15 protein-coding genes are annotated in these 13,588 nt (G+C 72.1%); 7 read left to right on the top strand and 8 right to left on the bottom strand.

The features are described from left to right. Positions 1-277: 277 nt before the first annotated feature. Together dnaB and ABT403_RS04915 are read left to right on the top strand one after the other, a co-directional pair. Positions 278-1,744, top strand: a complete 1,467-nt coding sequence (gene dnaB / locus ABT403_RS04920) for a replicative DNA helicase (protein ID WP_344160862.1) — start codon at positions 278-280, stop codon at positions 1,742-1,744. A 157-nt stretch (positions 1,745-1,901) separates the two neighbouring features. Next, positions 1,902-3,287 (top strand): serine hydrolase domain-containing protein, encoded by a 1,386-nt coding sequence (locus ABT403_RS04915; RefSeq protein ID WP_344160380.1) that lies wholly within the window; start codon positions 1,902-1,904, stop codon positions 3,285-3,287. 15 nt (positions 3,288-3,302) lie between these two features. On the opposite strand, the gene ABT403_RS04910 is transcribed toward ABT403_RS04915, so the two are convergent. From ABT403_RS04910 to ABT403_RS04900, 3 genes are read right to left on the bottom strand one after another with little or no spacing between them, the layout of a single operon-like run. Further along, complete coding sequence (locus tag ABT403_RS04910; protein ID WP_344160383.1) at positions 3,303-4,481, bottom strand: winged helix DNA-binding domain-containing protein; 1,179 nt, start codon at positions 4,479-4,481, stop codon at positions 3,303-3,305. 56 nt (positions 4,482-4,537) lie between these two features. After that, a complete protein-coding gene (locus tag ABT403_RS04905) occupies positions 4,538-4,999 on the bottom strand; it encodes a GNAT family N-acetyltransferase (RefSeq protein WP_425580208.1) in 462 nt (153 codons plus the stop codon). A 16-nt stretch (positions 5,000-5,015) separates the two neighbouring features. Beyond that, complete coding sequence (locus ABT403_RS04900) at positions 5,016-5,903, bottom strand: GNAT family N-acetyltransferase (protein WP_344160386.1); 888 nt, start codon at positions 5,901-5,903, stop codon at positions 5,016-5,018. Between the two features lie 149 nt (positions 5,904-6,052). On the opposite strand from ABT403_RS04900, the gene ABT403_RS04895 reads away from it, so the two are divergent. Further along, positions 6,053-6,703: an HAD family hydrolase gene (locus ABT403_RS04895; RefSeq protein ID WP_344160389.1), complete on the top strand. Its 651-nt coding sequence runs from the start codon at positions 6,053-6,055 to the stop codon at positions 6,701-6,703. Positions 6,704-6,844: 141 nt separating this feature from the next. Next, positions 6,845-8,029, top strand: a complete 1,185-nt coding sequence (locus tag ABT403_RS04890) for a globin domain-containing protein (RefSeq protein WP_344160392.1) — start codon at positions 6,845-6,847, stop codon at positions 8,027-8,029. A gap of 33 nt (positions 8,030-8,062) precedes the next feature. On the opposite strand, the gene ABT403_RS04885 is transcribed toward ABT403_RS04890, so the two are convergent. From ABT403_RS04885 to ABT403_RS04865, 5 genes are all read right to left on the bottom strand, one after another. Continuing rightward, complete coding sequence (locus ABT403_RS04885; RefSeq protein WP_344160395.1) at positions 8,063-8,542, bottom strand: NUDIX domain-containing protein; 480 nt, start codon at positions 8,540-8,542, stop codon at positions 8,063-8,065. Between the two features lie 61 nt (positions 8,543-8,603). Continuing rightward, on the bottom strand, positions 8,604-9,512 hold the full coding sequence (locus ABT403_RS04880) for a LysR family transcriptional regulator (protein ID WP_351647964.1): 909 nt from the start codon (positions 9,510-9,512) through the stop codon (positions 8,604-8,606). Between the two features lie 176 nt (positions 9,513-9,688). Then, complete coding sequence (locus tag ABT403_RS04875; RefSeq protein ID WP_344160401.1) at positions 9,689-10,855, bottom strand: cystathionine gamma-lyase; 1,167 nt, start codon at positions 10,853-10,855, stop codon at positions 9,689-9,691. Continuing rightward, a complete protein-coding gene (locus tag ABT403_RS04870) occupies positions 10,852-11,313 on the bottom strand; it encodes a low molecular weight protein-tyrosine-phosphatase (RefSeq protein WP_425580209.1) in 462 nt (153 codons plus the stop codon). The genes ABT403_RS04875 and ABT403_RS04870 overlap by 4 nt, the downstream gene beginning before the upstream one ends. Before the next feature lie 59 nt (positions 11,314-11,372). Continuing rightward, positions 11,373-11,753, bottom strand: coding sequence for a phage holin family protein (locus tag ABT403_RS04865; protein WP_344160404.1), 381 nt, complete (start codon positions 11,751-11,753; stop codon positions 11,373-11,375). A 92-nt stretch (positions 11,754-11,845) separates the two neighbouring features. Between ABT403_RS04865 and ABT403_RS04860 the strand changes: the two genes are divergently transcribed. The 3 genes from ABT403_RS04860 to ABT403_RS04850 all read left to right on the top strand — a co-directional run bounded on the left by ABT403_RS04860 (position 11,846) and on the right by ABT403_RS04850 (position 13,498). Beyond that, positions 11,846-12,163 (top strand): cupin domain-containing protein, encoded by a 318-nt coding sequence (locus ABT403_RS04860; RefSeq protein ID WP_042810190.1) that lies wholly within the window; start codon positions 11,846-11,848, stop codon positions 12,161-12,163. 179 nt (positions 12,164-12,342) lie between these two features. After that, positions 12,343-12,570, top strand: a complete 228-nt coding sequence (locus ABT403_RS04855) for a DUF5326 family protein (protein WP_344160408.1) — start codon at positions 12,343-12,345, stop codon at positions 12,568-12,570. A 181-nt stretch (positions 12,571-12,751) separates the two neighbouring features. Beyond that, positions 12,752-13,498, top strand: a complete 747-nt coding sequence (locus ABT403_RS04850; protein WP_344160411.1) for an IclR family transcriptional regulator — start codon at positions 12,752-12,754, stop codon at positions 13,496-13,498. Positions 13,499-13,588: the final 90 nt, after the last annotated feature.

Genomic DNA, 13,588 nt, shown 5'->3' with positions numbered 1-13,588 from the left:
GTGTCAGGTGATTTTGTCCACAGCGTCGTCCCCCGGTCTGTGCACAGCTTCGGGCGACTTACCCACAGCATTGGGTCCGTCGTCCACATGTCATCCACACAGCCTGTGGATAACAAGATTGGCTGACGTCGCCCGCGGCCCTACCGTTGTGCGTTGCCCGACGCGCCGAGAGCCGATCCGGGTGTCCCGAATGTCAGAGCCGTGTCGTAGAAAGAGTGACACGGCGAGGTCCGCGTTGCGGACGGGAGGAGGCGGCCCGGTGAGCATGCCCGAGCCCATGGACGACCCCTGGGCCGACAGCGGTCCCGGAGACCGTCTGCCCGCCCGTCCGCGCCGGAGCGGCGAGGGCCGTGGCCGCGGTGACGGCGAGGAGCGCGACAGAGGCCGCGAGGGCGGCTCCTGGGACGGCGGGGGCGGCGGCTTCGAGCGCGTCCCGCCCCAGGACCTCGACGCCGAGCAGTCCGTGCTGGGCGGCATGCTGCTGTCCAAGGACGCCATCGCCGACGTGGTCGAGGTCCTCAAGGGCCACGACTTCTACCGCCCGTCGCACGAGACGATCTACCAGGCCATCCTCGACCTGTACGCGAAGGGCGAGCCGGCCGACCCCATCACCGTCGGCGCGGAGCTGACCCGGCGCGGCGAGATCAGCAAGGTCGGCGGGGCCTCGTACCTGCACACCCTGGTGCAGTCGGTGCCGACCGCGGCGAACGCCGAGTACTACGCGGAGATCGTCCACGAGCGGGCCGTCCTGCGCCGCCTCGTCGCGGCCGGTACGAAGATCACACAGATGGGATACGCGGCGGACGGCGACGTCGACGAGATCGTCAACAGCGCCCAGGCCGAGATCTACGCCGTCACCGAGCAGCGGACCTCCGAGGACTACCTGCCGCTCGGCGACATCATGGAGGGCGCGCTCGACGAGATCGAGGCCATCGGATCGCGCTCCGGCCAGATGTCGGGCGTCCCGACCGGGTTCACCGACCTGGACTCCCTGACCAACGGCCTGCACCCCGGCCAGATGATCGTCATCGCGGCCCGACCGGCCATGGGCAAGTCGACGCTCGCGCTGGACTTCGCCCGCGCCTGCTCCATCAAGAGCAACCTGCCGAGCGTCATCTTCTCCCTCGAAATGGGCCGCAACGAGATCGCCATGCGCCTGCTGTCGGCGGAGGCCCGGGTGGCCCTGCACCACATGCGCTCGGGCACCATGACCGACGACGACTGGACCCGGCTCGCCCGCCGGATGCCCGACGTCTCGGCCGCCCCGCTGTACATCGACGACTCCCCGAACCTGTCGATGATGGAGATCCGCGCCAAGTGCCGCCGGCTCAAGCAGCGCAACGACCTCTCGCTCGTGGTCATCGACTACCTCCAGCTGATGCAGTCGGGCGGCTCGCGCCGTCCCGAGAGCCGCCAGCAGGAGGTCTCGGACATGTCCCGAAACCTCAAGCTGCTGGCGAAGGAGCTCGAGGTGCCGGTGATCGCGCTCTCCCAGCTGAACCGTGGCCCCGAGCAGCGCACCGACAAGAAGCCGATGGTCTCCGACCTGCGTGAGTCCGGCTCCATCGAGCAGGACGCCGACATGGTGATCCTGCTGCACCGCGAGGACGCGTACGAGAAGGAGTCCCCCCGCGCGGGCGAGGCGGACCTGATCGTGGCCAAGCACCGAAACGGTCCGACGGCCACCATCACCGTGGCCTTCCAGGGCCACTACTCGCGGTTCGTGGACATGGCCAACACCTAGGCCGGCGAGGTCACCCTGGCGATCCGGCGCGCCCTCTTCGACGTCCAGCACGGTCACGCGCCCGATCCGGCGGACTGGCTGCGTCCGATCCCGGCCAAGGGCTGACCCGCCGGGGTAGAGTCGCGGCGACGATCAAGGAAACGGGGCCCACTCGATCATGGACGCGCTCTCTGAAGACCTGGAACTGCTGCCCTCCACCCGGCGTGCGCTGAACCACCGGATCGCCGTCGCGCAGAGCGAGGGCCGGGCCCCGTCCGTGGTGGCGGCCGTCGTGCGCGGCGGGGAGGTGGTCTGGGAGGGCTCGCGGACCTCCGTCGAGGGCCACGGCCCCGACGGGGACGTGCAGTACCGGATCGGCTCGATCACCAAGACCTTCACGGCGGTCCTGGTGATGCGGCTGCGGGACGAGGGGCTGCTCGCGCTCTCGGACCCGCTGGGCAAGCACCTGCCCGGGACCGGCGCCGACGAGGTGACCATCGCCCAGCTGCTGTGCCACAGCGCGGGACTGGCCGCCGAGACGCCCGGTGAATGGTGGGAGCGCACCCCCGGCGCACAGCGCCCGGGGCTCGCCGAGGTGCTGGGCGAGGAGCCGTTCAAGCACACCCCGGGCAGCCGCCACCACTACTCCAACCCGGGTTACACCCTGCTGGGGTCACTGGTCGAGGCGCTGCGCGGGAAGCCGTGGGAGGACGTCCTGCGGGCCGAGGTGCTGGAGCCGCTGGGACTGCACCGTACGAGCGCGCGGCCGCAGGCCCCGCACGCGGGCGGCTGGGCGGTGCACCCGTGGGCCGACGTGATGATGCCGGAGCCGGCGGAGGACCTCGGGCTGATGGCCGCGGCCGGCCAGCTGTGGTCGACCACCCGCGACCTGGCACGGTTCGCGGTGCTGCTGGCGCGCGGCGACGAGCGGGTGCTGAGCGCGGAGAGCGCACGGGAGATGCGGGCCCCGGCGGCGCCCCCGGAGCCTGGGCTGGCCGAACTCGGCTACGGGCTGGGGCTCCAGCTGGCGGACCAGCGCGGGCGCCGGCTCGTCGGGCACGGTGGTTCGCTCCCCGGCTTCGTCGCCGGGCTCTGGCTGAGCGAGGCGGACGACGTGGCGGCCGTGGTGCTGTCGAACTGCACGTCGGGCCTGGCCGCCTCGACCGTGGCCACCGACCTGCTCGCCATCGTGGCGGACGCGGAGCCCCGGTTCTCCGCCCCGTGGCGGCCGTTCGCGGAGGCGGACCGGGTTCCGCTGGAGCTCTGCGGCGTCTGGTACTGGGGCACCGCCCCGCACGCCCTGCGGCTGAAGTCGGACGGGTCGCTGGAGATGGGCCCCGTGGGCGTGACGGGCCGGTCGGCGCGGTTCCGCGCGGAGCACGACGGCACGTGGACGGGCGTGACGGGCTACTACGCCGGTGAGACCCTGCGGGCCGTCCGGCGTGAGGACGGCTCCCTGAGCCACCTCGACCTGGGCTCGTTCGTCTTCACGCGCGAGCCCTACGATCCGCAGGCACCGGTGCCCGGCGGGGTGGACCCGCAGGGCTGGCGGGGCATCGGCTGACGCTCCGCGCCCCGGTCAGGAGACGAGTTCGCGCTCCAGGGGGGTGCGGAAGCGCGGAGTGATCCGGGCGTCGCCCACCCAGGCTCCCAGCCGGGCGGCCTCGGTCCCGATCGCCTCCTCGGCGTCACGCCCGGGGGCGGCCAGGAGCCGCCAGACGATCTCTCCGTCCTGCCGCTGGGCCCAGCCGCCGACGATCTCGCCGTTCCACCACACGGTCGGGCCGATGTTGCCCGCGTAGTCGAACAGGGCGGGCCGGTGGGCCGGATCGAGGTGGAAGCTCCGGTCCGCCCAGCCCATGGCGCTGGGGTCGAGCCCCGGCAGCAGGGCGGCCCAGGGCTCGGTGGCGGGTTCGGGCCCGGTGTCGCCGGGACAGACGAGCGCGGCGCCCCCGTCGTCCAGGCGGACCTGCTCGGGGCCCACGGCGGCCAGGGCCTTGCGCACGTCGGTGAGGGTCCAGCCGGTCCACCACTTGAGGTCGGCCTCGGTGGCCGGGCCGTAGGCGCGCAGCCAGCGGCGGGCGATCTCGGCGCGGGCCTCGGCGGCGGGCACGGCCGGCCAGGGCTGCGTGTGCCGCCACCGGAACTGGCTGGAGGTCCACGAGCCGCGCGGCCGGTCCCGGCGGATGCGGCCGTCGGCCGCGAGCAGGCGGATGACGCGGGTGGCGACGCCCGTCTCGGCCTCGTACTTCTTGCCCCGGCCGATGGTGATCTTCTGCTGGAGCACGGGCACCGCCGCCGAGAGCTGGCTGCCGGTCAAGGGGCCCCGGGCGTCGAGCGCGTCGAGGGCGGCGGTCTCGGCGGCCGCCAGCCAGTCGGCGCCGAGACCCTGGCCGTCCTCCGCGAGGTGCTTCAGGAAGGTCCGGCGCTCCTTCGCCGCGATCGCGCGTGCGGTGGAGGAGTCCACGTAGGGCGCGAACTCGGCGGACACGGCGAAGAGCGTGTTGCGCATGCTGAGCAGCCGGACGACGCTCATGTCCTCGTACAGCGCGCGTTCGATCGCCGGGGGCCCGTAGCCCTCGGCGAGGCGGGCGCGGGCGGAGAGGTAGACGGTCGCCGCGTCCGTGGCGTGCAGGGCGACGACCGCGTCCGCGACTTCGCCCAGGGTGGCGGCGCGGGCCGAGGGGGCCAGGCGGTGCCGGCGGCCGAGCCGGTTGCGGCGGTCGGCGGTGGTGACGAGGGGCAGGCCGGTGCTCATCCTCCCGATCGTAGGCCGGGCCGCGGAGAGCGGCCCGGCCCGGCGGGGGCCCGGGATCAGAGCTGGAGCTTGAACCCCACGTGGGAGGCGGTGAAGCCGAGCCGCTCGTAGAAGCGGTGGGCGTCGGTGCGGCTCACGTCCGAGGTGAGCTGTACCAGTCGGCAGCCCTCCTCGCGGGACCGCTCGACGGCCCACTCGATGAAGCGGGTGCCCAGGCCACCGCCGCGTTCGTCGGCGTGGACGCGGACCCCTTCGATGATCGAGCGGGTCGATCCCCGGCGGGACAGGCCCGGCACGAACGTCAGCTGGAGGGTGCCCACGACCCGCTCGCCGCGGACGGCGACCATGACGTGCTGGTGAGGATCCTCGGTCAGCCGCTTGAAGGCGGCGACGTACGGGGTCAGGTCGTCCGGGGACTCGCGGGTGGCCCCCAGCGGGTCGTCGGCCAGCATGGCCACGATGGCGGGCAGGTCGGCCCCGGTGGCGGGGCGGATGACCAGATCGGCGGTCTCGTGCACGGTCGGTGTCCTCTCCTCAGCCGGCGGCGACGGTGAGGGGGGCCCAGCGGCGGGTCCAGTCACCGGGCGGGCCGGGGATGTCCCTGGTCATCACGGCGTTGAAGGCCAGGGACTGCAGGCCGCGTTCCTTGAGCCAGGAGACGAGCTCCTCGTGGCGTACGTCGACGTCCGTGCGCAGGGGCCGGTCGGTGGTCGCGGCCAGGGCCGTCACCAGAGCCTGCGCGGTGGCGCGGTCCCGGGCGATCAGGGGGCCGATGACATGGGTCTCCATGTTGGGCCAGAGGGCGGCGTAACCGATGAGCGCCCCGGATCCGTCCTCGGCGACGAGCAGCCGGTCCGTGAAAGCCGGCAGACGCGTGATCATGTGGGTCCGGTCGGTACCGAACACCTCGGTGTCCAGCCGGATGATCCCGGCGAGGTCCTCGGCGGTGGCCGGCCGGACCGGGATGCCGCCGGAACCCTTCCGCGCGGGCTCCGGGAGGAAGGCGCCGCGGAGCATCTCCGCCCGGCCCGTGGTGTCGAAGCCGAGCTCTTCGTAGAGGGGGCGGCCGTAGGGGGTGGCGTGCAGGGTGAGCGGTACCCCGGCCAGGACGTCGTCGCAGACGTACCGCATCAGGTGGCGGCCCAGGCCCCGGCGGGCGAAGCGGTCGGCGACGAGGACCATCCCGATGGCGGCGAGGTCCGGCTTGGCCCGGGTGTCCCCGTAGGCGGTGACGACGCAGGCCGCGGCGAGCCCCCGTCCGTCGGGAGCGTCGACGCCGTACCCGGTGCCGGCGGTGAGGAGCAGCCCCCACTTGTGGTCCTCGCGCGGCCAGCCGCGGTCCTGGGACAGGTCGGCGCAGTGGCGGAGGTCGTCCGGGGTCAGCGCGCGAATCGGCAGATCGGTGAGCAGAGGTGGTGTCACCGGCCCAGAGTGGATCATCGCCTCGTGGGGCGTCCAGGGGATTCCGGGATCCGGCCGGCCGATGTTTCACGTGAAACACGATGCTTCGCGCCGTGTTTCACGTGAAACAGGGCGCTTCGCGCCGAACGCAGGGATTAGCCTCGACCGCTATGACGATGCTGCACCTGTTCGATCTCGACGGAACCCTGATGTACGGCTCGGCCGCCCCGGTCGAGATCTCCCGGCAGCTCGGCCTGGAGTCCGAGATCGCCGAGCTGGAGCGGGCCTTCGGGGCCCGGGAGATCGGCCCGCAGGACTTCTCGAAGGCGGCCCGCGAGATGTGGGCCGACCTGACGCCCGAACACGTCCGGGCGGCCTTCGACGGGGCCCCGTGGCTGCTCGGCATCCGGGACGTCTGGCAGGAGATCCGCGAGCGCGGGGACTACTGCGCGGTGATCTCCCTGTCCCCGTCGTTCTTCGTCGAGCTCCTGCTGGAGTGGGGCGCGCACGCCGCTCACGGCTCGGTCTTCCCCGAGGTGCCCTTCACCCGCCCCGTCGACGTGGCGGGGATCCTGACGCCCGAGGGCAAGCTGACGGTCGCGGACCGGCTGTGCGAGCGGTTCGGGGTGACCCGGGCCGACTGCGTCGCGTACGGGGACTCGATGACCGACGCGGTCCTCTTCGGGGCCCTCCCCCGGTCGGTGGCGGTGAACGCCCGCCCGCACCTGGTGGAGCGGGCCACCCACGTCTACGAGGGCCGTGACCTTCGGGAGGCATACCAGCTCCTGGAGGAGGCGCGCCCGGAAGTCGCGGCATCTTAAGGGGATCGTGGGTTCGACACCCGGTTTTTCCCCATTCCCCCGCAGGGCCCCCGGTCGGCTGGCACGCTGTGAAACCCGGAACCACGGATTCGAGGCCGTGGCGTGTGAGACCCGACCGAGATGCTCGAAGCGAGGCACCGCATGGACCTTCCGCCCACCAGATCGGCGAGACCGACGGGCTGGATACCTTCCGGGGGCGGTGCCGCCGAACCCTCCCCCGACGCCGTCCTCATCCGCCGGACCCTTGCCGAGATCGCACCCATCGCCGACAAGGTCACCTCGTACTTCTACGCCCTGGTCTTCACAGGGCACCCCGAGGTGCGGGAGATGTTCCCCGCGGCCATGGACGTCCAGCGCGACCGGCTGCTGAAGGCACTGCTGACCGCGGCGGAGCACATCGACGACCCGGCGGTGCTCACCCCGTACCTGCGACGGCTCGGCACCGGGCACCGTAAGTACGGCACCCTGGCCGGGCACTATCCGGCGGTCGGCGAGGCGCTGCTCGGGGCGCTGGCCCGGTACGCCGAGCTCACCTGGGGCCCGGAGGCCGAGGCCGCCTGGGTGCGCGCGTACACCGCGATCTCACAGATCATGATCGACGCGGCGGCGGAGGACGAGGTGCGGGCCCCGGCGTGGTGGCACGCCGAGGTGGTCTCCCACGACCTGCGCACCCCTGACATCGCCGTGCTGACCGTCCGCCCCGACCAGCCGTACCCCTTCCTCGCGGGCCAGTACACGAGTCTGGAGACCCCGTGGTGGCCGCGGGTGTGGCGGCACTACTCCTTCGCCTCGGCCCCGCGCGCCGACGGCCTGCTGTCCTTCCACGTGAAGGCCGTTCCGGCCGGGTGGGTCTCCAACGCCCTGGTGCGGCACGCCCGCCCGGGCGACGTGCTGCGGCTGGGCCCGCCGGCCGGTTCGATGGTGGTGGACCACAGCACCGACAACGGGATGCTGTGCCTGGGCGGGGGGACCGGCATCGCCCCGATCAAGGCGCTGATCGAGGACGTGGCCGAGCACGGCGAACGCCGGCCCGTGGAGGTCTTCGTCGGGGCGCGCAGCGACGACGACCTCTACGACAAGGACACCCTGCTGGGCCTGCAGCGCTCCCACCCGTGGCTGTCGGTGCGCCCGGTGATCGGTGAGGGCATGGCCGGCCAGCTCCCGCACGCGGTCGGTGAGCACGGGCCCTGGAGCTCGTACGACGCCTTCATCTCCGGGCCGCCCGCGATGATCCGCAGCGGTGTGGACGCGCTCAAGCGGATCGGGATCCCCGGGGAGCGCATCCGCTACGACGCGCTGGAGGAGCTGGTGGGCGTGGCCGGCTGAGACCGGCGCACACCCGCCCGCTCCTCAGCGTCCTCAGCCCAGGTCCGGGGCGTGCATGGCGCGCACACCCTCGATGTTGCCGTCGAGGTAGTGACGCAGCGAGAGCGGGACGAGGTGGACGGCGGCGATCCCGACCCGGCTGAAGGGCACGCGGACGATCTCGTACTCGCCCTGGGGCTCGTCGACTTCGGGGCCGTGCCTCCGGCCGGGGTCCATCGACTCGAGGTGGCAGACGAAGAAGTGCTGCACCTTCACCCCGGTCACCCCGCCCGAGCCGATGTGCTCGACGGTGTCGACGAAACAGGGCACCACGTCGGTGATCTTGGCGCCGAGTTCCTCGTCGAGTTCTCTGTGGAGGGCGTCCACGACGGTGGCGTCGGAGGGTTCCACACCGCCGCCCGGGGTGAGCCAGTACGGATCGACGCCGGGCTTGGTGCGCTTGATGAGGATCAGGTCGTCACCGTCGAGCAGGATCGCTCGGGCGGTGCGTTTGACCACGGGACGTTCGGTCATGGGAGAAGAGTGGCCCGCGCCCGGGCATCTGAAACTCGCCATCGTCCGAAACACCAGTGGCTCACCAGTGCGCGGCGGCGCGCAGCAGCCGGTCATGCGCGCGGGCCAGGTGGGCGAGGGCCAGACTGCCGGTGCGTACGACGAGGAACCAGGTGCGCAGCGGGGGTACGGCGGGCTCCAGCAGGGCGACGACCTGGCCGTGGTCGAGGGCGTCCTGGCAGAGGTAGCGGGGCAGGACGGCGAGCCCGGCGCCGGCCCTGACGCACTCCAGCACGGCCCGCAGGTCGGGTGCGACGACGGTGGCGGCGGTGCCGAACGCGGAGCCGGGTACGGCGTCGAACACGGCGGCCCAGTAGCGGGTGACGAGCGGCAGGCTCTCGTGGACCTCGACGACCGGGATCCCGTCGAGGGCCTCGGGGCCCTTGGCCAGCAGTTCGCCGGGGCCGGCGAGGGCGGCCCAGTAGGGCGCCGCGACCAGGACCTGCTCCTCGTCGCAGAGGGCACCGGCCGAGAAGGGGCCGCCGCGCGGCCGGGCGGTGGTGACGACGAGGTCGTGCTGCCCGGTGGCGAGCCCGGCGAGGTTCTCCTCCGCGTCGGCCGTGAAGACCGTGCGCAGGGTCTGGCCGTGGCCGACGAGGGGTGCGAGGGCGGGGAGCACCCGCAGGCTCAGGAACTCGGGCGGACCGGCGAGGTGCAGGGTGCGCAGGGCCCCGGCGGCCTGCCGCTCGGTCTCGGCGATCCGCAGCAGGGCGTCCAGGTGCGGGGCGGCCTGGTGGGCGAGCTCGTCGCCGACGGCGGTGGGGGTGACGCCGCGGGCGCGGCGGTGGAACAGGGGGCGGCCGAGCTGGCGCTCCAGGGTGCGGATCTGGGAGGTCACCGCGGGCTGGGACAGCCCGAGGAGCGTGGCGGCCCGGGTGAACGAGCCGGCCCGGTGCACGGCGACGAAGGTGCGCAGCAGGGCCAGGTCCATGGCGGCCCCTCTCGGTGGGGGCCTTCAACTATAAATATGCCGATAGGTTCCTGTCGTTACCGTGATTGGACTCTGACGCAGAGTCAACTAGCCTTGTCGACGTGGTTCTTGTGGGCAGGAACCCGATGCGGTCCGAGCCACCAGGGGGGAGGCTCGGACCGCTTTCCCACCGGTGTTCAGGCGCCGGAATCCGCTCGCTCCAAGGCCCTGAGCACGTCCGCGACCAGATCCCGGGGGTCCTCCGCGCCTGCCGAGAAGCGGATGAAACCGTCGGGCACGGCGTCGCCGCCCCAGCGCCCGCGCCGCTCCGCGGTGGAGCGCACCCCGCCGAAACTCGTGGCGTCCTCGACCAGGCGCAGGGCGGACATGAAGCGTTCCGCGTGCGCCCGGTCGGGCAGGGTGAAGGAGACCACCGACCCGAAGCCGCTCATCTGCCGGGCCGCCGTCTTGTGGGAGGGGTCCGAGGTGAGGCCCGGGTAGCGCAGCCCGGTCACCTCGGTGCGGTCGGCGAGGGCCTCGGCGACGGCCAGCGCGTTGGCCCACTGGCGCTCGGTCCGCAGCTGGATGGTGGCCAGGGAGCGGTGGGCGAGCCAGGCCTCCATGGGCCCGGGGATCGCGCCGACGATCTTGCGCCAGCGCCGGACGGCCGCGGCGAGCTCCGGGTCGTGGCAGACGACGTAGCCGAGCAGCAGGTCGCCGTGGCCGGTCAGGCCCTTGGTGCCGCTGGCCACGGAGAAGTCCGCGCCCAGCTCCAGCGGCCGCTGTCCGAGCGGGGTGGCGAGGGTGTTGTCGACGGCGACCAGGGCGCCGGCGGTGTGCGCGGCCGCCACGAGGCGGCGTACGTCGCACACGTCGAGCCCGGGGTTGGAGGGGGTCTCGATCCAGAGCAACCGGGCCCCGTCGAGGGCCGTGAGCTGGGCGTCCCCGCCGGTCGGCGCGGTGCGCACGTGGACCCCGTACGCCTCCAGCTGCTCGCGGACCAGGGGCAGTGCCTGGTAGCCGTCGTCGGGCAGGACGACGGTGTCCCCGGCGCGGGCCTGCGAGAGCAGGACGGCGGAGACCGCGGCCATGCCGGATGCGAAGACGATCGTGTCCACGTCCGTACGGCCGGGCGCCTCCAGCTCGCCGATCGCCCGTTCCAGCAGGGTCCAGGTGGGGTTGGTGTCGCGGCCGTAGGTGTACGGGCCGGCCACCTCGCCGGGGAGGTGGAAGTGGGCCGCGAACACGGGGCCGGGCAGCGGCGGCTCGTTCTTGACGGGCTCGGGCAGCCCGGCGCGCACGGCCCGGGTCCCGTCGCCGTAGGGGACCGGCGCGTCCGGTCCGCCGGTGGGGTGGGCGGTCACGGGGTGTGCTCCTTCACGGCTGCGCGTACGGCCTCCAGCAGGCCGGTGCTGGCGGCCTCGACCAGCTCCAGGCACTCCTCGAACCCGTCGAAGGAGCCGTAGTAGGGGTCGGGTACGTCCAGGGAGCCGGATCCGGAGCCGCGTACGGACGTGCCCGCCGGGTCGTACGAGCGCAGCAGCCGGACCTTGGCGGCCGCCTCCGGTGTGGGGGCGAGGGCGCGCAGGTCGCGCAGGTGGCCGGCGTCGAGTGCGATGACGAGGTCGAGCCGGTCGAACCAGGAGGCCCGGAACCGCCGGGCGCGGTGGTCCTGTGCGTAGCCGGCGGCCTCCAGCACGGCCACGGTGCGCGGGTCGGCGCCGTCGCCCTCGTGCCAGCCGCCGGTGCCGGCGCTGTCGACCTCGACCAGGTCCTCCAGTCCGGCCTCGGCGACGTGCGAGCGGAAGACGGACTCGGCCATGGGGGACCGGCATATGTTGCCGGTGCAGACGAAGCACACGCGGTACACGGGTGGCCCGCTCAGTTCTTGTCGGGCAGGGCCAGGTTCAGGGCCCAGGAGACGACGGAGATGATCAGGCCCCCGAGGACGGCGGTCCAGAAGCCGTCGACGTGGAAGCTGAGCTCGAGCTGCTTGGCCACCCAGGAGGTCAGCAGCAGCATCAGCGCGTTCACCACGAGGGTGAACAGGCCCAGGGTGAGGATGAAGAGGGGGATGGACAGCAGCTTCACCACGGGCTTGACGATGAGGTTGACCAGGCCGAAGACGAGCGCGACCAGGATCAGCGTCAGAGTGCGGCGGCCCAGGCTGCTGCCGTCGTCGAGGGTGATGCCGGAGAGCAGCCAGATGGCGACGGCCAGGGCCCCCGCGTTGGCGAGCGTCTTGACTACGAAATTCGTCATGTGTCTGATCGTGGCAGAGAACACACGGGTCGGGCATCGGCAGATCAGCGGATTCCCGGCACCACCGGGCAAGGGCAAGGGGCACAGCGAACATGAAGGCCTTCCGGCTGGACGAGCTCGAAGCGGAACGAGCCGCCAACGACGGCGCCTACCTGCAGTTCCTGCGTGAGCGGAACATGTCGGTCGGGCTCTACTCGCTCGATGCGGGACAGAGCGACCCGCAGCAGCCGCACCGTCAGGACGAGGTGTACTTCGTCGTGAGCGGCCGTGCCTCGATCACGGTCGGGGAGGAGACGACGACGGTGGCCAACGGCAGCGTCGTCTACGTCCCGGCGGGGGTGCCGCACAAGTTCCACCACATCACCGAGCCGCTGAAGGTGATGGTCGTCTTCTCCCCGCCGGAGGCCTGAGGACGCTGCCGGAGGCCTGAGGACCCGGCGGAGTGAGGGTCGTCCCCCTGATCCCCCTAGGGGGCGGGTCAGGGGGTTCCGGGGGCTCACGGGCCCCCGGCCGGTGCCTCGCGCTCCTAAGCTCGTGACCAAGGAAGAAGAGCCAGGGACACCGGCGAGGACGAGGAAGAGGTAGGGACATGGACGGGATCCGAGCGATGTTCGCGGGCACGCCGTGGTGGGTCAAGTGGGTCGCCGTTCCGCTGCTGGCCCTCTTCGTCTTCGGCGGCATCATCACCACGATCATCGGCACGCTGATCGGCTTCGCCTTCAAGGTGCTGCTGTTCGCGGCGCTGGTCGGCGGTCTGGTCTTCGTGGTCAAGAAGTTCACGGGCAACGGGGCGAAGAGCTCCTCCGACGGCTGGTAGGCCGCCCCGCCCGAGGGGTACGGGCATTGCGCCAGGCGGGCGAACATGGCCTGCCAAACCTCTCATCCCGTGGCAATCGGTGGATAGGCTGGCATTCCGTGCCGATCCCTGGGCGCCGGCGGGCCCCCGGGCCCGCCGCCACGCCTGGGGGTGAGCTTTGTCTCCGGTTCACAATGCCGGTGTGCCGACGCTGATCGGTTCGGTGCAGAGGGCGCTCCGGCTGCTGGAAGCGGCGGCGTCCCATAGCGGGGGAGCCCCGGCGAAACAGCTGGCGCGCGAGGCCGGGCTCCCGCTCCCCACCGCGTACCACCTGCTTCGCACCCTGACGCACGAAGGCTATCTGCGCCGCGAGGGCGGGGTGTTCGTCCTCGGCGAAGCGGCCGCCAGGCTGGGGCACGGGGGACTTCAGCAGAAACGTCGCAGCATGATCCTCGACTCCCTCGCGCACTTCCGCGACGTGGTCGGGGCCCCCGTCTACTTCGCGGTCTACCGCGAGGGCGAGATCGAGGTCGTGGGCGTCTCGGACACCCCGGCGAACCCCGCCTGCGAGGAATGGGCCGACTTCCGCGCCACGGCGCACGCGCACGCCATCGGCCAGTGCCTGCTGGGGCAGTTGGACGAGAAGACGCGCAGGGACTACTACGACCGTCATCCGGTCGAGGGCATCACGCCGTACACCGTGCGCGACATGCGCACGCTGGAGGAGCGGATCGGCTCCCTGGAGCGGATGCAGCCGGTGACCGAGCGTCAGGAGTACGCCCTGGGGACGGTCTGCGCGGCCATCCCGATCACCGCCGGGGACACCGCCGCGACCATGGCCATTTCTCTACCTGTGCACCAGGAATCACGTTTGCTCTGTGTAGTCGATCGACTACGGAGTGAAGTAGGCGCGCTGTTGAGCACCCTCTCGTTCTCTATCAGTATCTGAAAACTCACTCCTTGTGATCTGCTTGCGCTTCCACCACCCTTGTCAAGAGGGCCCTGAGGGTTCATTCCTGGCCACTTCCACTACAGGGGT

It is taken from the genome of Streptomyces sp. NPDC000075, from assembly GCF_040301925.1.
GTDB classification, from domain to species: Bacteria; Actinomycetota; Actinomycetes; order Streptomycetales; family Streptomycetaceae; genus Streptomyces; species Streptomyces polychromogenes.
This window is presented reverse-complemented; position numbering and strand designations above follow the sequence as displayed.